The 20,935-nt window shown below is 61.8% G+C and carries 17 protein-coding genes; 4 read left to right on the top strand and 13 right to left on the bottom strand.

Features of this window, described 5'->3' with window-relative positions; genetic code table 11:
- Nucleotides 1-283 precede the first annotated feature (283 nt).
- From purM to BLO50_RS11120, 3 genes are read left to right on the top strand one after another with little or no spacing between them, the layout of a single operon-like run.
- On the top strand, nucleotides 284-1,342 hold the full coding sequence (purM, locus tag BLO50_RS11130; protein ID WP_090252538.1) for a phosphoribosylformylglycinamidine cyclo-ligase: 1,059 nt from the start codon (nucleotides 284-286) through the stop codon (nucleotides 1,340-1,342).
- Nucleotides 1,342-1,992: a phosphoribosylglycinamide formyltransferase gene (purN, locus tag BLO50_RS11125; protein ID WP_090252536.1), complete on the top strand. Its 651-nt coding sequence runs from the start codon at nucleotides 1,342-1,344 to the stop codon at nucleotides 1,990-1,992. Before purM ends, purN begins: the two co-directional genes overlap by 1 nt.
- A 13-nt stretch (nucleotides 1,993-2,005) precedes the next feature.
- Complete coding sequence (locus BLO50_RS11120) at nucleotides 2,006-2,722, top strand: DUF3108 domain-containing protein (protein ID WP_090252533.1); 717 nt, start codon at nucleotides 2,006-2,008, stop codon at nucleotides 2,720-2,722.
- A 77-nt stretch (nucleotides 2,723-2,799) separates the two neighbouring features.
- Here the strand turns inward: BLO50_RS11120 and BLO50_RS11115 are convergent, their stop codons facing one another.
- From BLO50_RS11115 to BLO50_RS11055, 13 genes are all read right to left on the bottom strand, one after another.
- A complete protein-coding gene (locus tag BLO50_RS11115) occupies nucleotides 2,800-3,339 on the bottom strand; it encodes a DUF2058 domain-containing protein (RefSeq protein ID WP_090252530.1) in 540 nt (179 codons plus the stop codon).
- A gap of 70 nt (nucleotides 3,340-3,409) precedes the next feature.
- Nucleotides 3,410-4,240, bottom strand: a complete 831-nt coding sequence (mazG, locus tag BLO50_RS11110) for a nucleoside triphosphate pyrophosphohydrolase (protein ID WP_090252527.1) — start codon at nucleotides 4,238-4,240, stop codon at nucleotides 3,410-3,412.
- A gap of 27 nt (nucleotides 4,241-4,267) precedes the next feature.
- A complete protein-coding gene (gene relA / locus BLO50_RS11105) occupies nucleotides 4,268-6,511 on the bottom strand; it encodes a GTP diphosphokinase (protein ID WP_090254073.1) in 2,244 nt (747 codons plus the stop codon).
- A 129-nt stretch (nucleotides 6,512-6,640) separates the two neighbouring features.
- The gene (gene rlmD / locus BLO50_RS11100) at nucleotides 6,641-7,993 is read right to left on the bottom strand and encodes a 23S rRNA (uracil(1939)-C(5))-methyltransferase RlmD (protein ID WP_090252525.1); all 1,353 of its coding nucleotides are present in this window, start codon (nucleotides 7,991-7,993) and stop codon (nucleotides 6,641-6,643) included.
- Entirely contained in the window at nucleotides 7,993-8,889 is an 897-nt protein-coding gene (gene cysM, locus BLO50_RS11095; RefSeq protein WP_090252522.1) for a cysteine synthase CysM, read from the bottom strand. The genes rlmD and cysM overlap by 1 nt, the downstream gene beginning before the upstream one ends.
- Nucleotides 8,890-8,983: 94 nt before the next feature.
- On the bottom strand, nucleotides 8,984-9,322 hold the full coding sequence (locus tag BLO50_RS11090; RefSeq protein ID WP_090252519.1) for a DUF3325 domain-containing protein: 339 nt from the start codon (nucleotides 9,320-9,322) through the stop codon (nucleotides 8,984-8,986).
- A 1-nt stretch (nucleotide 9,323) separates the two neighbouring features.
- On the bottom strand, nucleotides 9,324-10,862 hold the full coding sequence (locus tag BLO50_RS11085) for a PepSY-associated TM helix domain-containing protein (RefSeq protein WP_090252516.1): 1,539 nt from the start codon (nucleotides 10,860-10,862) through the stop codon (nucleotides 9,324-9,326).
- A complete protein-coding gene (locus BLO50_RS11080; RefSeq protein ID WP_090252514.1) occupies nucleotides 10,859-11,155 on the bottom strand; it encodes an iron transporter in 297 nt (98 codons plus the stop codon). Before BLO50_RS11080 ends, BLO50_RS11085 begins: the two co-directional genes overlap by 4 nt.
- Nucleotides 11,148-12,044, bottom strand: coding sequence for an alpha/beta hydrolase (locus BLO50_RS11075; protein WP_090252512.1), 897 nt, complete (start codon nucleotides 12,042-12,044; stop codon nucleotides 11,148-11,150). The genes BLO50_RS11080 and BLO50_RS11075 overlap by 8 nt, the downstream gene beginning before the upstream one ends.
- The gene (locus BLO50_RS11070; RefSeq protein WP_090252509.1) at nucleotides 12,041-13,531 is read right to left on the bottom strand and encodes a class I SAM-dependent methyltransferase; all 1,491 of its coding nucleotides are present in this window, start codon (nucleotides 13,529-13,531) and stop codon (nucleotides 12,041-12,043) included. The genes BLO50_RS11075 and BLO50_RS11070 overlap by 4 nt, the downstream gene beginning before the upstream one ends.
- 89 nt (nucleotides 13,532-13,620) lie before the next feature.
- On the bottom strand, nucleotides 13,621-15,861 hold the full coding sequence (locus tag BLO50_RS11065) for a TonB-dependent siderophore receptor (RefSeq protein ID WP_090252507.1): 2,241 nt from the start codon (nucleotides 15,859-15,861) through the stop codon (nucleotides 13,621-13,623).
- 136 nt (nucleotides 15,862-15,997) lie between these two features.
- Nucleotides 15,998-17,338, bottom strand: a complete 1,341-nt coding sequence (locus BLO50_RS11060; RefSeq protein WP_090252505.1) for a sensor histidine kinase — start codon at nucleotides 17,336-17,338, stop codon at nucleotides 15,998-16,000.
- A 3-nt stretch (nucleotides 17,339-17,341) separates the two neighbouring features.
- Nucleotides 17,342-18,052, bottom strand: coding sequence for a response regulator transcription factor (locus BLO50_RS11055; protein ID WP_090254071.1), 711 nt, complete (start codon nucleotides 18,050-18,052; stop codon nucleotides 17,342-17,344).
- A 117-nt stretch (nucleotides 18,053-18,169) separates the two neighbouring features.
- On the opposite strand from BLO50_RS11055, the gene BLO50_RS11050 reads away from it, so the two are divergent.
- Nucleotides 18,170-20,920 carry an ATP-binding protein gene (locus BLO50_RS11050; RefSeq protein ID WP_090252502.1) on the top strand — a complete coding sequence of 917 codons (2,751 nt, stop codon included), beginning with the start codon at nucleotides 18,170-18,172 and terminating at the stop codon, nucleotides 20,918-20,920.
- The last annotated feature ends 15 nt before the right edge of the window (nucleotides 20,921-20,935 follow it).

Genomic DNA, 20,935 nt, shown 5'->3' with positions numbered 1-20,935 from the left:
CGCGCAGGCCAGGTTTAACAACAGTTGTGAACAACCCACGCCACATAAGGAAGGCCGCGGTGGCTCAAGAGTGCGAGTTTAGGTGCTGTTAAGGCGCATTCCAAAGCCCTTTTCAGCCGCAAATAGCCAACAACAGCCAGATTTCGAGCTTAAACAGCCGCCCCAACAGCCGCAACCTTAGCGGGTGGCCGCTGCCGGGTAAGCCTGATAAAATCGCGCGCCTTCGCAGACCGCCGCCATAAGCGGTGGTGCCAATCCGAATTTCCCCTAAAGGCCTGGATCTATGAGCAAGCAACCCTCCATCAGCTACAAGGACGCAGGTGTAGATATCGACGCAGGCGAAGCCCTGGTCGAACGCATCAAAGGCGTGGCCAAGCGCACCGCGCGTCCGGAAGTCATGGGTGGGCTGGGTGGCTTCGGCGCCCTGTGCGAGATCCCGGCGGGCTACAAGCAACCGGTGCTGGTATCCGGCACTGACGGCGTCGGCACCAAGCTGCGCCTGGCGCTTAACCTGAACAAGCACGACAGCATCGGCCAGGACCTGGTCGCCATGTGCGTCAACGACCTGGTGGTATGTGGCGCCGAGCCGCTGTTCTTCCTCGATTACTACGCCACCGGCAAGCTCAATGTCGATGTCGCCGCCACCGTTGTCACCGGCATTGGCGCCGGCTGCGAGTTGGCCGGTTGTTCGCTGGTTGGCGGTGAAACAGCCGAAATGCCCGGCATGTACGAAGGCGAAGACTACGACCTGGCCGGCTTCTGCGTCGGTGTGGTGGAAAAAGCCGAAATCATCGACGGTTCGAAAGTCGCCACTGGTGACGCGCTGATCGCCCTGCCGTCCTCCGGCCCGCACTCCAACGGCTACTCGCTGATCCGCAAGATCATCGAAGTGTCGGGCACTGAAATCGAAACCACCCAGGTCGACGGCAAGCCGCTGACCGACCTGCTGATGGCGCCAACCCGCATTTACGTCAAACCGCTGCTCAAACTGATCAAGGACACTGGCGCAGTCAAAGCCATGGCCCACATCACCGGTGGTGGTCTGCTCGACAACATCCCGCGCGTGCTGCCGAAAGGCGCACAAGCCGTGGTCGACGTCGCCAGCTGGACGCGCCCAGCGGTCTTCGACTGGCTGCAGGAAAAAGGCAACGTCGATGAACACGAGATGCACCGCGTCCTCAACTGCGGCGTCGGCATGGTTATCTGCGTGGCCCAGGATCAAGTCGATATCACCCTGCAAACCCTGACCGCTGCTGGCGAGCAGCCTTGGGTGATCGGCCAAATCGGCACAGCCGCCGAAGGTGCTGCTCAGGTCGTATTGAACAACCTGAAACAGCACTAATGTCGGCACAGTGTAATGTGGTGGTGCTGATCTCCGGCTCCGGCAGCAACCTGCAGGCGCTGATCGACAGCATCGCCCATGACGGCAATCCGGCACGTATCAGCGCGGTGATTTCCAACAGCGCCGATGCCTATGGCCTGGAGCGCGCCAAACAGGCTGGCATCGCCACCGCCGTGCTCGACCACAAGCAGTTCGACGGCCGCGAAGCCTTCGATGCCGCGCTGGTCGAGGCCATTGATGCGTTTGATCCGCAGTTGGTGGTGCTCGCCGGGTTTATGCGCATTCTCACCCCCGGTTTCGTCCGTCATTACGCGGGTCGCCTGTTGAATATCCACCCGTCCTTGCTGCCGAAATATAAAGGTCTGCACACCCATCAGCGGGCGCTGGAAGCGGGTGACAGCGAACACGGCTGCAGCGTGCACTTCGTCAGCGAGGAACTCGATGGCGGACCACTGGTCGTACAGGCAGTGGTACCGGTACAGTCGGATGACTCGCCCAGCAGCCTCGCGCAGCGCGTACACGAGCAAGAACATGTGATTTACCCGCTGGCCGTGCGCTGGTTTGCCGAAGGCCGTTTGCAGCTGGCCGCGCAGGGGGCGATGTTGGACGAGCAACTGTTACCGAGCACTGGACAGCTAATTCGAACGTAATCAAGGAGACACCATGGGTCGCGCCTTACTGTTCGCACTGACACTTTTGAGCCTGCCGGCACTGGCCGTCGAGCTGAAACCCTTCTCCGCCAGCTACACCGCCGACTGGAAGCAACTGCCTGTCAGCGGCAGCGCTGAACGCAGCCTTGAAGCGCTGGATAACGGCGTATGGAAGCTGAACTTCGAAGCCTCCATGCTGGTCGCCAGCCTGACCGAACAAAGCACCCTGCGCGTGGATAAAGAAGTCTTCCTGCCGCAGACTTACCTGTATGAACGCAACGGCCTGGGCAAGGGCAAGAAGATCGAGCACGACTTCGACTGGAGCGCCAAACAGGTCATCGGCAGTGATCGCGACACCCCGGTGCGCCTGCCACTGAACCGCGGCCTGCTGGACAAGTCGACCTACCAACTGGCCCTGCAATATGACGTGGCCGCCGGCACCAAGAGCATGAGCTACCAGGTGGTCGATGGCGACGAAGTGGAAACCTACGATTTCCGTGTGCTGGGTGAAGAAACCGTGCGTACCAAAGCTGGCCTGATCGACGCCATCAAGGTAGAACGCGTGCGTGACCCGACACAAAGCAGCCGCAAGACCATCCTCTGGTTCGCCAAAGATTGGGAATTCCTGCTGGTACGCCTGCATCAGGTCGAAAAAGACGGCAAGGAATACCAGATCATGCTCAAGGAAGGCACCGTCGACGGCAAAGCGGTTCAAGGTCGCCAGGATTGAGTTAGCGCGAATAAAAAAGCCGAGCTATATGCTCGGCTTTTTTGTGGGCGGGGGTCTGTGGGTGAGGCTAGGCGCCATCACCACATCAGGTCATCTGGCACCTGATAGGCCGCGTACGGATCATCGGCATCCGGCGCTTCGGTTGGGGTGTTGAGCAGCACCACACGTTGAGGATCGCGCTCCTGAATCTTCAGTGCGGCTTCACGCGGGATCACTTCATAGCCGCCGCCGTGACGGACAATGGCCAGCGAGCCACTGCTGAGTTTGTTGCGCACCAGGGTGTTCACCGACAGCCGTTTGACCTTCTTGTCATCGACGAAGTTGTAGTAATCCTCGGTGGTCAGCTTGGGAAGACGCGAGACTTCAATCAGTTGTTTGATCTGCGCGGCACGGGCCTTCTGCTCGATTTTTTCCTGCTGCTGACGGTTCAGCTCCTGGTCACGCGCGGCCTTTTCGGCCATTGCCTGCTGGGCGGCGAGCTTTTGCGATTCGTCCTTCTCGGCCTGACCTTTATGCACCAGGCGCTGTTGTTTCTGCTGTTGCTTGCCGGCCTGCTTGGCCTGCTTTTCATTGACCAGCCCGGCTTTGAGCAGCTGATCGCGTAGTGAGAGAGCCATAACCTACCTTTCCAACCATCAATTTAAAGCGGGCGTGCCCACCATCAGCGGGCAGACCGCACTCGCACAATCAACAACTCGGGGTCTGCTTTTCCAGCTTTTTGGCTTCGCCCCAGAGCGCGTCCAATTCATCCAGGGCGCAATCTTCCATGTTGCGCCCCGCTTCGCGCAATGCCTGCTCGATAAAACGAAAACGCCGCTCGAATTTAGCGTTGGCTGCACGCAGGGCAGTTTCCGGATCGACCTTCAGGTGCCGCGCCAGGTTGCTGACCACAAACAGCAGATCGCCGATCTCCTCGCTAATCGCCTCAGGGTCGTTCTCGCTCATGGCTTCGAGCACTTCATCCAATTCTTCGCGCACCTTGTCGACCACCGGCAAGGCCTCGGGCCAGTCGAAACCAACCTGGGCGGCACGCTTTTGCAATTTGATCGCCCGACTTAGCGACGGCAGCGCCGTGGGCACATCGTCGAGCAATGAGAGTTGCTCGGGGGCTGCAGCTTTTTCGGCGCGCTCTTCGGCCTTGATCTCTTCCCAGCGCTGTTTGACCGCGGCCTCTTCCAGCTTGGCCACGTCCACAGCGCCATACAGATCGCCATCGGGGAATACATGGGGATGACGGCGAATCAGCTTGGTGGTGATGGCATCAACCACCTGGGCAAACTCGAAGCGCCCTTCTTCGCGCGCCAGCTGGCTGTAATACACCACCTGAAACAGCAGGTCGCCCAGCTCACCCGGCAGATGATCGAAGTCGCCGCGCTCGATGGCATCGGCCACCTCGTACGCCTCTTCGATCGTATGCGGCACAATCGTCGCGTAGTTCTGCTTGAGATCCCACGGGCAACCATGCTGCGGGTCACGCAGCCGGGCCATCAGGTGCAGCAGGTCGTCGAGTTGGTACATGGCAAATCCAGTTAGATCGTAATCGCCTCAGGAAACTCGGTGGCGACGGGCTTCGATGATATTGGGCAATTGACTGATACGCCCCAACAAGCGCCCAAGCGCCTCAAGCCCCGGAATCTCCACGGTGATCGACATGGACGCGGTGTTGTCGTCCTTGTTCGAGCGGGTATTCACCGCCAGCACATTGAGCTTCTCGTTGAGCAGCACCTGGGTCACGTCACGCAGCAGGCCAGAACGATCGTAGGCCTTGATGATGATTTCCACCGGGTAGGTCTGCACCGGCACCGGGCCCCAGTTGACCTGGATAATCCGCTCCGGCTCGCGCCCAGCCAGTTGCAGCACCGAGGCGCAGTCCTGACGGTGGATGCTCACACCACGACCCTGGGTGATGTAGCCGACAATCGGATCGCCCGGCAGCGGCTGGCAGCAACCGGCCATCTGCGTCAGCAGGTTGCCGACGCCCTGAATCTGGATATCGCCGCGCTTGCCTGGTTTGAAGCCCAACGCCTTGCGCGGGATCAGCTCCAGCTGCTCGTTGACTCGATCCGGCTCGACCAGTTGCTGCGCCAGGTTGACCAGTTGCGCCAGGCGCAGGTCGCCGGCACCGAGGGAGGCGAACAAGTCCTCGCTGGTCTTCATATTGGCCTTCTCGGCCAGTTTTTCGAAGTCCACATGCGGCAACGCTAGGCGCTGCAGCTCACGCTCCAACTGGACCTTACCGGCCGCGACATTCTGGTCGCGGTCCTGCAGTTTGAACCAGTGGACGATCTTCGCCCGCGCCCGCGAGGTGGTGACATAACCAAGGTTGGAGTTCAGCCAGTCGCGGCTTGGCGTGCCGTGCTTGCTGGTGATGATCTCCACCTGCTCGCCGGTCTGCAGGCTGTAGTTGAGCGGCACGATGCGCCCGTTAATCTTCGCGCCACGGCAGTTGTGGCCGATCTCGGTGTGCACGCGGTAGGCAAAATCCAGCGGCGTGGCGCCCTTGGGCAGGTCGATTGCGTGACCGTCCGGAGTGAACACATAGACCCGGTCCGGCTCAATATCCACGCGCAGCTGTTCGGCCAGACCGCCGATATCGCCCAGCTCTTCGTGCCATTCGAGCACCTGACGCAGCCAGGAAATTTTCTCTTCGTAATGATTGGAGCTGGCTTTGACGTCGGTGCCTTTGTAACGCCAGTGCGCGCACACGCCCAGTTCGGCTTCCTCATGCATGGCCTGGGTGCGGATCTGCACTTCCAGCACCTTACCTTCCGGGCCGAGCACAGCGGTGTGCAGCGAGCGGTAGCCGTTTTCCTTGGGGTTGGCGATGTAATCGTCAAACTCCTTGGGAATGTGCCGCCACAGGGTGTGCACGATACCGAGGGCGGTGTAGCAATCGCGCACTTCCGGCACCAGCACGCGCACCGCGCGCACGTCATAGATCTGGCTGAACTGCAGACCCTTGCGCTGCATTTTGCGCCAGATCGAATAGATGTGTTTGGCCCGCCCGCTGATGTCAGCCTTGACCCCGGTGGCCTCCAGCTCAACGCGCAACTGACCCATCACTTCATTGATGTAATGCTCACGGTCCAGCCGGCGCTCGTGTAGCAGTTTGGCGATCTGCTTGTACTGCTCAGGCTCCAGGTAGCGGAAGGACAGATCTTCCAGCTCCCACTTGATATGGCCAATGCCCAGGCGGTGAGCCAACGGGGCGTAGATGTCGAAAACCTCGCGGGCCACGCGCTGACGTTTCTCGTCATCAGCCTCTTTCACCGCGCGGATCGCGCAGGTGCGCTCGGCCAGCTTGATCAACGCTACGCGTACGTCATCGACCATCGCCACAAGCATCTTGCGCAGGTTTTCCACCTGCGCCTGGGAGCCGAGCACCAGGGAATCACGCGGGTTCAAGGATGCGCTGATTGCCGCCATGCGCAGCACGCCTTCGACCAGCTTGGCCACCACCGGGCCGAAGCGCTGATGCACCAGCGCCAAGGGCACCTTGCCTTCGCGCACGCAGCGATAGATTACGGCTGCGACCAGGGAGTCCTGATCGAGCTTGAGGTCGGCGAGAATTTCGGCGATTTCCAGACCGGAGCGAAAACTCGACGCGCCCTCAGTCCACAGATTCTTCGCGGCATTGGCCTGTTGCTCAGCCTCGCGGGCGAACTCGCAGGCCTCGCGCAGGGCTTCGCGATCCAGTGCCGGATCGACGCTCAGTACATGCCCGAGCCAGGCTTCAAGGTTGATGCTGCCGTCATCGTTGATCGGCTGATGCGCTCTGACCTGAACCATCTTGCTTACCTTCCCTACGGTGCGCGGCATGCACACCGAACAGTCGCCGCCTTCTATGAGCCGGTCGGTTTAACCACTTAAGGCGCACTCCCTGCGCGCCCCTGCAGCGCCGGGATACGGCGCTTCTATCTACTGCCTGACAAACAGCGCCATCGCTTCGACGTGCGCGGTTTGCGGAAACATATCGAGGATAGCGGCACGTTCCAGCCGATAGCCTTGCGCCAGTAACTCGGCGCTGTCACGGGCCAGGGTCGTCGGGTTGCACGACACATACAGCACCCGTTTGACGCCCAACGCCGTCATTTGCTTGACCACCTGCAACGCGCCATCCCGCGGCGGGTCCAACAGCACCGCGGCGAAACCGCCCTGAGCCCAGCTCGCATCGACCAGCGGGTTGGACAGGTCGGCCTGGAAAAAGTGCGCATTGCCCAGACCATTGCTCACGGCATTCTCGGCGGCGCGCTCGACCATGGTTTGCACGCCCTCCACCGCCACCAGTTCACCCACTCGCTGAGCCAATGGCAAGGCGAAATTGCCCAGACCGCAGAACAGATCCAGTACCCGCTCATCGGACTGCGGAGCCAGCCAATCCAGCGCCTGCGCGACCATGGCGTCATTCACCGGCTGGTTGACCTGCACAAAGTCACCGGGCCGATACGCCAGGTCGAGCGCAAACGCATCCAAGCGATAACTCAGCTGCTGCGCTGGATCAAACGGCTGCGGCTCGTCCGTACCGTGTAACCAGAGCTGCGCATTCTGCGCCATGCAGAACGCCTGCAAACGGGCCAGGTCCGCTTCGCTCAATACAGCGGTATGCCTTATCAGCACAGCACTGGAGCTGCCGCTGAACAACTCGACATGACCAATGGCCTGAGGTTTATCCAACTCACGCAGCACCTGGGGTAACGCGCGCAGGATCGGCTGCAAAGGTTGTACCAGCACCGGGCAATCGCTGATGGCGATGATGTCCTGGCTCGCCGCTGCGCGAAAACCCACATCAAGGCGCTTGGCCTTGTTGTCCCAGCGCACGGCAATCCGTGCGCGGCGGCGATAGCCCAGCTCAGGGCCGACCAATGGCGCTGCCCATTCTTGCGGTTCAAGATTGGCCAAGCGGCTGAGCTGCTCGGCGAGCATGCGCTGTTTCAGGGCAAGCTGATCGGCATGGGGCATATGCTGCAAGCTGCAGCCGCCACAGACCTTGGCATGCACGCAAGCCTCGCTACGCCGCTCAGCACTGGCGGTGAGAATGCGCTCAACCCGCGCCTCGACTACCTTGCCGTGGGCACCCAGCACCCGCGCTTCGATCTGCTCGCCGGCCAATCCACCGCTGACAAACCAGGTACGCCCTTCGCTGAAAGCGATGCCACGACCATCGTTGGCCAGGCGCTCGATGGTGAGCTTCTGCTTCTTGCCCACCGGCACCTGGGGCGCCCGGGAACCACCGCTGGGTTGAAAGCGCAGACCGCCGTCTTTCTTGGCCATCAGTTGCTCGGGGCGTCGTAAACGCCGCTGGACAGGTAACGGTCGCCACGGTCGCAGATGATCGCCACCATCACCGCATTCTCGACTTCCTGGGACAGACGCAACATCGCCGCCACCGAACCGCCGGAGGACACCCCGCAGAAGATGCCTTCTTCACGCGCCAGGCGGCGCATCACGTCTTCGGCTTCCTGCTGGCCCATGTCGATAATGCGATCAACCCGCTCGGCCTGATAAATCTTCGGCAGATACTCCTGCGGCCAGCGGCGGATACCGGGAATCGCAGCGCCTTCCATCGGCTGCAGACCGACGATCTGCACGTCCGGCTTCTGCTCTTTCAGGAAACGCGAGACGCCCATGATGGTCCCGGTGGTGCCCATCGAGCTGACGAAATGGGTGATCTGCCCACCCGTCTGCTGCCAGATTTCCGGGCCGGTGCTGGTGTAGTGGGCAATCGGGTTGTCACCATTGGCGAACTGATCGAGCACTTTGCCCTTGCCATCCGCCTGCATCTGCAGGGCCAGGTCGCGGGCTTCTTCCATACCGCCGACCAGAATCAGCTGCGCGCCGTAGGCAGTCATCGCCGCCTTGCGTTCGGCGGTGGAGTTGTCCGGCATGATCAGCACCATGCGGTAACCCTTAATCGCCGCGGCCATGGCCAGGGCGATGCCGGTATTGCCGCTGGTGGCCTCAATCAACACATCACCGGGCTGGATGTCGCCGCGCTGCTCGGCGCGAGTGATCATCGACAACGCCGGACGATCCTTTACCGAACCAGCCGGATTGTTGCCTTCCAGCTTCAACAGCAAGGTGTTGCTGGTGTTGCCCGGCAGGCGCTGCAGGCGCACCAGTGGGGTGTTGCCGACGCAATCGGCGATGGTTGGGTAATGCGGGCTCATGGCGAACGAGATGATCCAGAAGCAAAGAAGGCCGCCATGATAACGGCAAACTGCGCTCGGCCATATCAGCGAACACCACTACACAGCTGCAAAATTACCCCGCAAGGGCGAACAGCAACAGCCAACACGGCAGCCCCAGCAACGGTCCGTACACCGCAAGGCGCGGTGCATAGGGCAACAGCAGGGCCAGGGCAAAGCCGCTCAGCGACAGCATGCCGAACCAACCCACCGGGCCCATCGCCCAGCCCCAGGCTTGCGCGCAACCCCACAGGCTGGCCACCAGCAGCAACCAGCCACTGCCACGCAGAACGCGGCGTTGCAACAACGTCGGCGCCCTGCCCCAAACCTGTTTGTAGTGCCGTTCAAGGCCCTGACACAGCGCCAGCATGCTGCTGTAAGCCAGCAAGAGACTGCCCAAGAATGCGGTCATCATCTCAATTCACCTGCGCCTGTGCGTGCCGCACCCGCCGCTCGCTGTGTTGCACTTGTGGCTGATGCAAACGCCAGACACTCCAGGCCAGCAGCAGGCCCAGTGCCACCACCGTCACCTCCAGCCACAGGCGCATACTGTCGCCCCAGGCCTGGCCGTCACTGATTACACTGAGCAGCGGTAAGCCCAGGCACAGCACCGCAGCCAGGCTCAGCTGCTCACGCCAGGCCTGCAGGCGCGGGCGCAGCCAGGCGTGCAGCAAGCTCAGCAGCCAGATTGCAAAGAAGCCGCGTACTTCCCAACCGGCACGCTGGGCCAGCTCAACCGGCAATAGGCGGTTGAGCCACAGCAGACCGATACAGGCCACAGCCAGGCCGCTGATCACTGCCACATTGAGGCTTTCGACCAGGCGATAGAGCTGTTGCCCCAAGCGACTTTCGCTGGCGTATTTACGCCGCCGCTTCACCGTAAACAGCACCAGCCCGGTGGCGATCATGGCGCTGCTGAGCACGCCGCAAACGAAGTACAGCCAGCGCATCGGGTAGCCACCGAACTGCGCAAAGTGCAGGCCAAACATCACCCGTTGCGCCAGCACACTGGGGCGCAGCTCCGGCGGCCCGGCCAGCAGCTCACCGGTAACACCGTCAAACACCATGTTGTGGCCTTTGGTCAGGGCAATACGGTTACCCAGCACGCGGCGCATTTCGATATGCGCATCACTGCGGCCGGGGTGCTCGATCACCACACCACTCAGCGGCCCCATGCGTGCTTCGGCCTGGGCCAATAGCGGGGCCAGCGGCGTCAGCGGCGTCAGCGGCGCCGGGTGAGTCTGCGCCTGACGCGGTTCCTCCATGACCTCGATGTGTTCGCGGTAGAACGTTTCAAAATCCCCTTTATAGAGGCTGTCCAGCGCTGCCGGCATATAGATCAGGGCAAAGATCGACAGGCCGGTATAGGTGATCATCAGGTGAAACGGTAACAGCAACACTGCACTGGCATTGTGTGCATCCAGCCAGGAGCGCTGGGCCTTGTTCGGGCGGAAAGTGAAGAATTCCTTGAAGAACTTCTTGTGAATGATGATGCCGCTGATCAGCGCCACCAGCATCGCCATCGCCGCTAACCCGACAATCCAGATACCCGGGTTGCGCGGCATGCTGAGGCTGTAGTGAAAACGAAAGAAAAATGTACCGCCGGCCGTGTCGCGCACCACCAAGGGCTCACCGGTGAGTGGGTCCAAGTACGTGCTGATGCCTGAGCGTCGGTCGCCCACCGTCACCCGCAAGGCAGGCATGCGCTCGCTGGGCAGGCTGATGTTCCAGGCGCTGGCATTGGCATGCTGGCGTTGCAGATAGGCCACGGCATGCTCGACAGCCTGAGCGTTGCTGACCGACGCCTGCTTGATCTCCGGCTGCATCCAGTGATCAATCTCCTGGTCGAACACCGCCAGGCTGCCGGTGAGAAAGATGGCAAACAGCAGCCAGCCGAACAGCAGGCCACCCCAGGTGTGCAGCCAGGCCATGGATTGGGTCAGGGTCTGTTTCATGCCAGACGCTCCAGCAGGTGTGGCCAGAAGCCGATCAGCGCCAGCGGCGCAGCGGCCGGCACCACCACCCAAGCGCACCAGGCGCTGCGTGCGGCAAACGCCCAGAGAATCACCAGGGTGTAGACGATGAATGACAGCAAGCTGGCGATCAGCAGCGCATCCACCCGGTCCAGCGGCAACAGCTGCGCCAGGGCAGCGGTCAATGCGTAGGTGAACACATAGCCGCCCAGCAACCCGGCCAACACCCGTGAACAGATCGGCCATGCCTGGGTTGTTTCTCCGGCCTTACTCATCGCTTCCCTCCTGCGCCAAACCAGCCGCCATCCGCAGTGCTGGCCGCAAAGACGCGGCCAACATCGGCCCATGGCCCAAGCCGGCAAATTCCTCATACGTCACCTGCATATCCGGCCAGCGCCCCAGGCGTTCGGCCATCTGCCGCGCGGCATCAACCGGAACCGCAGCCATGGCCTTGCGCCGCTGCTCCAGCACTGACGGATCGACTCCGGATCGGGCGTTGCCAGGCAGGCCTTCATCACTGCCGCGCACGATCAACAGCTGGGCAGTGGCCCCGGCAAAGTCACGTTCAGTCTCCAGCAACAGCCCGGACTGCCACCACAGCGACGGGCTGGCTGCGATATAGCGGCTAAAGCTCGCGGGCTGAGTGAGCAGGGTGTTGAGCACGAACAGCCCGCCGAACGAATGCCCCCAGAGCGCCTGTTGCGCCGGATCAATCGGTTGCTGCGCTGCCACCTGCGGCTTGATGCGCTGCTCTAGCAACGCCAGAAAGGCCGCGGCACCGCCACCCTGCACGCCATTGAAGGCCTGCATCGGCTGACCATCGCGACGTGCCGGGGTGTAATCGAGGGTGCGTGCCGGCACATTGAAGGGCCGCTCACCGGCATGCCCGATAAACACCAGCAGCGGCGGCGTCCCCGCCTTCAGCTCGTCCAGACATTGCGCCTTCAGCGCCGCCAGCGCGGCATGACCATCAAGCAGATAAAGCACTGGGAAACCGCTAGCCGGCGCTGCACGCGTCGGTACCAGCAGCTGCACTTGATAGCTGCGCTGGGCATCTGCCGACTGCACCTGAAACGGCTCAAGCCGTTGGTAACCGGGATAATCCGCAGCGTTCACTACGTTCAGCCAGGACAGACAGAACAACCACAACCAGCAGCGCTTCATGGCACTACCCCCAGCACTTGCCAACTGGGCAAGGTGTATTGCTCGAAGCGCTGCACGCGCTCGGCGGCCTGTTCCACCGTTACGCCGTGGCGGCGCAGCAGGGCCTGAATGGTTTCACTCAGTAAAACGCCGCGTAACTGCGGATGCTCCAGCAACACGCGAGTGGCCGCCATTTCCAGCTTGTCTGCCGGCACGCTCGCGCCCAGGCTCGGTGCCGCCAGGTGCGCGTAGCCCTCACCTTGCAAGGCCCCTTCGGCCAACAGACGGTTGAGTGCCTGACAGCGCGTGACATCCACCGGCGCGTGCAGCAACGGATGGGCATAGCCCGCCCACATCAATAGCTGCAAGGCACCGCTGAGCTGGCCAACCTGCGCCTTCAAGGCGGGGCGCCGCGCCAGCTCGGCAAAACTTTGCGGCCCCTCGCCAAGGGCCTGCAGCAGCGGCTGATACAACTCGGCACCGCCCTGCAACGAACCGATGCGCGTTGAAAATTCCACCGCCCCCGGTGCCGGCGCAGAGGCCAACAGTGCCCAGCAGCTGTCCAACAAGGCGTGCTGATGCGCCATGGCCGACAGGGCCTGATCGCCGCGCTGATACAGGTCACTGCGCTGGGCCTGGTTGCGCGCCAGGTCCTTGGCGGTTTCCCGCAGCAGCGGATCAGTCAGGCCCTGAATCGCGGCCAGGCAGTTACCGGGCAACGACAAAGCATCGATGTTTTCCAGTGGAATGGCGCTGCCGATCAGTTGACAGCCAAGGCTGGCAAACTCCGCCATGACGTCGGCCACCGGCAACGGTTGCCAGTGCTCACACAGCAGCTCATGAGCCAGATAATCCAGCCCCTGCTCGGCACTGCGCGCCAGCAGCCGGGCCATCTCAGGCTGCTCGACAAAATAGCCGGCGCCGCCTTGTTGCAAGGCCTGTAATGCGTCCAGAGCTGCCCGCACGCGCTGCGGCGGTGAACCTTCGCTGTGTTGTGCGTGCTGCCAGATAAACCGCTGAGCCGCTGCCAACGGCGCCATGCCGGGCTGACACATATAACCCAGGCACAGCAGCCCATTGGCTTTGAGGCGCTGCTCGACAAAGCCACGGATGGCCGCACGCTGCGCGGGTGCCACCCAGCTGTACACGCCATGGGCCACGATAAAGTCATAACCCTCACCCGGTTGCGCGAGCAGCTCGGTGAGATCGGCTTGCACAAACTCGATATTGCTCAACTGCGCAGCCGCGGCCAGTCGACGGCCATGGGCGATATGTTGGGGGTTGAAATCCACCGCCACGAACTGCCCCTCGGGATTGCTGGCGGCCAGCAACAGGCTATTCAGGCCTTGCCCACAACCCAGTTCGCAATAGCGAAACCCCGACAACAGGCTGCTTGCGCGTTGCCCGAGGGCCGTCTGCAGCGCCACCAGCCAACTCGGTGCCAACTGCGGCTGCACATGATGGGGATAGGGCAACTCGGCCAGATACCCCTGATTCCACACTTGCATTAAGCGTTTTCCTGCACTGAAAAGGCTCCGCCAGGACACGCCTGACGGAGCCGAAACCCGCCGTAGCAACGGGTAAGGAGCACGATGACCTAGAAGGATGCGGTGACCGAGGCGAAGTAGGCACGCCCGGCTTCGTTGTAGGTGTTGGCCCCGGCTTCGGTGGCGTTGCCTTCGCGGTAGATGCGTTTGTCGAACAGGTTGTTGATCCCCATGCGCACGCTGTACTGCTCATTGAAGGCATAGCCGGCGCTGACGCCCATCAGGCCGTAAGGATCGATGTCCTTCTGTGCCTGGCTGTCGATCGCCACGTTGCGCCGAGCGTTGTAGCTCGGGGCCTCCTGGGTGCCGTAGTAGGTGCCACTGACCTGCAGCGACAGCTTCTCGGTGGCAGCCCAGTCCAGGCTGGTGTTGACGGTGTACTCGGGGATGATGCTCAGCGGCTCGCCGCTGTTCTTGTCATTGGACTCGATCATGTAGGTGAAGTTGGTGTTCCACTCCAGCGCCGGGCTAAGGGTGACGAACAGGTTGCCTTCAACCCCTTCGACGACAGCTTTACCGGAGTTTTCCCAGTTCTGCACACGACGACCGTTCGCCAGGCGGAACTCCGCCGTGTTGCTGGAAACGATCTTGTTCTTGTAGTCGTTGCGGAAGTAGGTCGCACTGGTGCGCCATGTCCCCTTATCCAGAGCCAGACCGATTTCCTTGTTGATGCTGGTTTCCGGCTCCAGATCCGGATTACCGATCAGGTAGCAGCCGCCAGTGTTGGCTTCTGCCGCGTTACAGCCAAAACCCATGCTATAGAGCAGGTAGTTGGGGTTGGACTGATACAGGTTGGGGGTCTTGTAGGCCCGGGCGATACCGCCTTTGAGGGTCAGCTCATCGGTCAGTTCATGGGAGGCATTGAGGCTCGGACTCCAGTTGCCGCCAAACTCTTCATGGTCGTCATAGCGCAGCCCTGGGGTAACGATGGTGCGATCACCCACCTCGATATTGTCCTCGGCAAACAGGGCAAAGCTGTGTGCGGTGGTCTTGGTCTGGCTGCGGTCAAAACCAGGAACCGCCGGCACACCGCCGACACCCGGGTCCCAGGTTTGCGCGCGCATGGAGCCTGGGTCATTCAGGCTTTCATAGAGGTATTCGCCGCCCAAGGTCAGCACCTGCGGCGCACCGACTTCCAGCGGCAAATTGACTTCGGCATTGGCGCGGGTGTTGCGCAGGCGCGACATGAACACTCCGGCACCTTCCGCCGGCGCACCCTCACCGCCCCCGGCTAGGCCTTCATTGAGGCGCTCGTTACGGGTGTAGTCATAAGCCAGCGAGGCGGTGGAGCTGCCCCAGTCGTAACTGCCGTTATGGGTTAGCGCGTAGCTGCTGCGCTGGATGATGTTGGTTTCCTTGCCATACAGCTGGTTCACGAACGCGCCACCACCGTTAAGCATGGTGTCGCCGGCGTAGATGTTGCCCTGACGGCTGTAGGTGGCTTCCAGATCCAGGCTGTGATCGGGGTTAAGCTGCCAGCTGAGCAGGCCACTGATGTCCTTGTTGCGCACGCCTTCACGACCCGCCACCAGAGTATCGGCCCCCACCTGGTGTTCACCGTTGATGTCGGCATCATCGGCATTGGTCTTGTTGGCACCGCCATACAGGCGGAAGGCCAGACTGTCGTTCAGCGCACCGCTGAGGTTGAAGTTGGCACGCTGGCCGGTCCCTTCGGCATCGTCTTCCGGCTGGATCGCGTACAGGGTGACCGAACCACGCAACTCTTCAGTCGGCCGCTTGGTGATGATATTCACCACCCCGCCCATGGCCCCAGAGCCATAGCGTGCGGCGGCCGGGCCGCGGAGGATTTCGATGCGCTCGACTTCTTCAGCCGGCACCCAGTTAGTTTCGCCACGGGTGTCACGGTCACCGGTCCAACCGTATCTCACGGCGTTACGCGAGCTGGAGGGACGGCCATCGATAAGAATCAGGGTGTTTTCCGGGCCCATGCCGCGCAGGTCGATCTGGCGATTGTTGCCACGGCTGCCACTGGTGCTGTTACCAGTTAGATTGACCCCCGGCTCGCGGCGGATCACATCGGAGAGGTCATTGGCCGGCGGACGCTTCTTGATGTCTTCAGAGGTAATGATCGACACACCCGGCGCCTGCTTGAGCTCCTGCTTGGCGGTGACCACAGCATCCTTGAGCTTGATCGCATTGGTGGGTTCGGCGGCTGCACTCAGGGCATCGACCTCGGCATCCACCACGTCGGCGGCAAACAGCGTGCAGGGGGAAAGACTGGCCGCAACGATGGCCAATGACAGATGACTGAGCTTGAATCGCGACTGCATGAACACCCTCTCCTGTGGCGAATGGTCCGCGTCCAGGCTCAAGGGCAGGCAGTCACACACTACGCCAGCCCGACCGGTACACGGGAACGGCGCAGATGCTACTCATTCTTATTTGCGAGTAAAGTTCATTTACAATCTATACACTTTTCAGCCGGAAATTCAGGCGCAAACCTTCACCCGTGTTTTCGGCCCACATCGCCCCGCCCTGCATCTGCATGGCGCTGCGGGCAATCGCCAGGCCCAGGCCAAAACCATCACCGCCGGGGCGAGCCGCTGACAAACGAATAAACGGCAGGAACATCTGCTCCAGCTGCGTAGCCGCCACGCCACCACCCTGATCCTCCAGCCAGAACAGCCAATCGCCCTGCTCCAAGCGCCCATCCAGGCTGATCATTGCGCCAGGGGGGGAATGCCGAATGGCATTGCGCAAACCGTTTTCCAGCGCCTGCGCCAGGCCATTGAGCTGCCCGCGCACGCAGCAGTGCTCAGGTAACAGGCAACGCAGCTGGGCCTGCGGCCAGCCACTTTCAAAACAGGCATCATCGGCCAGCAATGCCCACAGCGAAGGCAGGCTGATCGGTTCCAGCTCAGGTTGCGGACGCTCTGTACCCAGCCAGATTAACTCCAGGGTGTCATCCACCAGGCACTGCATGCCGTTGACCTCTCGCTCCAGGCGCTGGCGCAGTTGCTCGGCATCCAGGCCACTCTCACAGGCCACCCGCAAACGGCTCAAGGGTGTACGCAGCTCATGGGAAAGATCGCGCAGTAGCTGACGCTGCAGGCTGAGCATGCCCTGCAGGCGCTCGGCCATATGGTCGAAGGCGCGACCCAGCTCGCCCAGTTCATCCTGACGGGTACTGATCTGACTGGCCGTGCGCACACTCAGTTGCTCATCACGCAGGGCGTTGGCCTGCTCACGCAGGTGCTGCAACGGGGTAATCAGCAAGCGATACAGCAAAGCACAGAGCAGCAGCGCCAGCCCGCAGGGCAGCAGGCCGTGCACCAACAACTGGGCGTGCCAGGTAAAACCCTGCGGCAGAAAACGCTCCGGCAACTCGATCACCAGTTGGCCATCCTGTGGTCGCTGCGGAAACGGCAAGGCAATGACCGGCAGGCCACTGGCGCGCTTACTCATCGGCCAGTCGATATGGCGCATGGCCGTAAGCCGCTCGGTTTCTGCAAGGCTCAAGGTCCGCGTGCCGAGGGCGCGCAAATCGCGACCAAGCACCGCCAGCCAGACTGACTCGCGCTGCTGCATCTGCGTCTGCCAGCGCTCGACGCCTTCGGCACCGGCACTGCGCCAGACCTGCTCAGCCTCAGCGGCATAGCCAAGCAGTTGCTGCTGCGCCGCTTCACTGAGCAGATAGCCGCGAAACTCGATACGCCCGCCCCAGGACCAGCTAACCCAGATGATCAGCAGGCAGAAAGCCATGACCAGCAAAGCCAGCCGCCAGAACAACGAGTGACGTCCCGGCATGGCTCAAACGCCCTCGCGGGTAAACAGATAACCTTTGCCCCACACGGTCTCCAGGCGCCCGGCGCTGTAGCCAAGAGCCAGCAACTTGCGCCGGATATGACTGATATGCATATCCAGGCTGCGGTCGTGCCGTGAATAGGCGCGGCGCAGCACCTGCTGGTAGAGAAAGGCCTTGGTCATCAAGCCTTCCGGGTGGCGCACAAACAGCTCAAGCAGGCGAAACTCAGTCTGGGTTAGATCAGCCCATTGCCCGCACAGGCACACATCCGTGCGGGAATCATCAAACTGCAACTGTGGATCCAGCCCCGGTGCAGTGAATTCACGCCGCTCATACGCCACCCGGCGCAGCACCGCTTCGATGCGCACTTTCAGTTCATCCATACTGAAGGGCTTGGGTAGGTAGTCATCCGCACCCTGGCTGAAACCGGCAATCCGGTCCTGTTCGCCACCCAATGCCGACATCAGAATGACCGGCACGCCGCGCTGCTCACGCAGGTTCTGCAATACCTGCAAGCCGCTGATGCCAGGCAGCAGGATGTCCATCAGGACTAAATCGAAGTCACCCTCGACTGCCAGTCGCAGTCCTTCACTGCCATCGCGACTGAGGGTGACGCCGTAACCGCTGTCCTGCAGATGCTGCTGCAGATGGCTGGCCAGCAGCGGATCATCTTCAACCGCAAGAATCCGCGCGGTTGGAAGGTTACAAGTGAGCACGAGCAATTCACCGATTCAAATGAGAATAATTCTACCTACTAACCACGCCGCACTCACCTACAGATTCTCGCCGGCTGAATCGCTACACTGCCAAAACATCACCCAAGGAGGCAGCGCGTGTTAAAGGATTTAGGCATTAAAGGTCGTGTGCTCATGCTCACCCTGTTGCCCACCAGCCTGTTGGCGCTGGTGTTAGGCGGCTATTTCACCTGGGTGCAATTATCCGGCCTGCAGGGACAACTGCTGCAGCGCGGGCAGATGATCATCGAGCAGCTCGCGCCATTGGCCGCACCAGCGCTGCATGCCGGCGACAGCGAGGTGCTGCAGCGCATTGCCAACCAGGCACTCGATCAACCGGATGTGCGTGCCGTGAGTTTTCTCGCCGCCGAGCGCAACATCCTGGCCCATGCCGGGCCGAGCATGCTTAATCCCTCGCCGGCAGCTGGCGAGCCGCAACCCGCGCAGAACAGCAATCAGAACGCCACGCGCTTTCTGTTGCCGGTGTATCAGCAGCACCTGAGCATCACCGGCAAAACCACAGGGGAGCCTGACACCCGGCTGCTCGGCTGGGTCGAGCTGGAGCTGTCCCACCACAGCACCCTGCTCAGCGGCTACCGCAGCCTGCTGGCCAGCCTGCTGCTGATTGCCACCGGGCTGATGGTCACCGCCCTGTTGGCCGTGCGCATGAGCCGCACGATCAACGACCCGCTGCGACAGATCAAACAGAGCGTCGCCCAGCTCAAGGACGGCCACCTGGAAACCCGCCTGCCGCCACTCGGCAGCCATGAGCTGGACGAACTGGCCTCTGGCATCAACCGCATGGCCGAGTCGCTGCAGAACGCCCAGGAAGAATTGCAACACAGCGTCGACCAGGCCACCGAAGACGTGCGGCAGAACCTGGAGACCATCGAAATCCAGAACATCGAACTCGACCTGGCGCGTAAAGAAGCCCTGGAGGCCAGCCGGATCAAATCCGAATTCCTCGCCAATATGAGCCACGAGATCCGTACTCCGCTCAACGGCATCCTCGGTTTCACCAACCTGCTGCAGAAAAGCGAACTGACGCCGCGCCAGCAAGATTACCTGGGTACCATCGAAAAATCCGCCGACAGCCTGCTGGCGATCATTAACGAGATTCTCGATTTCTCGAAGATCGAAGCCGGCAAGCTGGTGTTGGAAAATATCCCGTTCAACCTGCGCGATCTGTTGCAGGACACCTTGACCATCCTCGCCCCGGCCGCCCACGCCAAACAGCTGGAGCTGCTCAGCCTGGTCTACCGCGACACGCCGCTGTCGCTGATAGGCGACCCGTTGCGGCTCAAGCAGGTGCTGACCAACCTGGTGAGCAACGCGATCAAGTTCACCCGTGCGGGTACCATCGTGATTCGCGCCATGCTTGAAGATGAAAGCGCCGACCGCGCGCAGCTGCGCATCAGCGTGCAGGACACCGGCATTGGCCTGTCTGATGACGACCTGCGCGAACTGTTCCAGGCCTTCAGCCAGGCCGACAATTCGCTCAGCCGCCAGGCCGGCGGCACCGGCCTGGGCCTGGTGATATCCAAACGCCTGATCGAACAGATGGGCGGCGAAATCGGCGTCGACAGCACCCCAGAGGAAGGCTCGGAATTCTGGATCACTCTGAGCCTGCCCAAGGCCCGTGACGATGCCGAAGACCTGCCGCGGCCACCCCTGCTCGGTCGTCGCGCGGCCGCCCTGGAACACCACGACCTGGCACGCCAGGCCCTGCAACATCAACTGGAAGACTGCGGCCTGCAGGTCAGTGGCTTCGACAACCTCGACAGCCTGCTCAGCGCCGTCGCAGAGGCGCGACATAGTGCCCAGCCAATTGAACTGGCGGTACTCGGCGTGAGTACCCAGACCTTGCCGCCGGAGCGCCTCGATCAACGCATCTGGGAGCTCGAACGCCTGGCCTGCAAAACCCTACTGCTGTGCCCCACCACCGAACAGTCGCTCTATCACAGCCTGTTGCCGGATGCGTACAGCCAGCTGCAGGCCAAGCCGGCCTGTACGCGCAAGCTGCAGCGCGGTCTGGCTGAGCTGGTGAGCCCACGGCAGAACCGTGCAGAAAACAAGCAGAGCGCACCGAGTCGCCCGCCGTTGATTCTCTGCGTCGACGATAACCCAGCCAACCTGCTGCTGGTACAAACCCTGCTGGACGACATGGGCGCGCAAGTCAGCATCGCCAACAGCGGCTATGAGGCCGTGGAGAAAGCTGCCGAACAGCCATTCGACCTGATCTTTATGGATGTGCAGATGCCCGGCATGGACGGCCGCCAGGCCACCGAAGCCATTCGCCAACAGGAAAGCCAACGCGGCCGGAGTCCGGTGCCGATTGTTGCGCTGACCGCCCACGCCCTGGCCAACGAGAAACGCGCCCTGCTGCAAAGCGGCCTGGACGACTACCTGACCAAGCCGATCAGCGAGCGTCAACTGGCCCAGGTGGTACTCAAATGGACAGGCCTGGCCCTGCGCAACCAGAGCAATGAGCACACCGGCATCAGCAACACGCATAACAACCTCAGCGTGCTGGATGCCGACGAAGGTCTGCGCCTGGCTGCCGGCAAGGCGGACCTGGCCGCCGATATGCTGAGCATGCTGCTCGCCGGCCTGCCCGGCGACCGCCAGGCCATTCGTCAGGCGCGCGACAGTGGCGAGCGCAACAGCCTGATCGAACGCGTTCACCGCCTGCACGGCGCTACCCGTTACTGCGGCGTACCGCAGCTACGTGCCGCCTGCCAGCGCAGCGAAACCCTGCTGAAACAAAATGATCCGGCTGCCCAGCACGCCCTGGATGAGCTGGATGCCGCCATCGACCGGCTGGCCCGCGAAGCTGAAGTCAACGCCTGAAGCAGCAGGCCAACG

This window comes from Pseudomonas peli (genome assembly GCF_900099645.1).
In the GTDB taxonomy this organism is placed as follows: domain Bacteria; phylum Pseudomonadota; class Gammaproteobacteria; order Pseudomonadales; family Pseudomonadaceae; genus Aquipseudomonas; species Aquipseudomonas peli.
The sequence above is the reverse complement of the archived record's forward strand: the minus strand, read 5'-3'. Positions and strand labels throughout refer to the sequence as shown.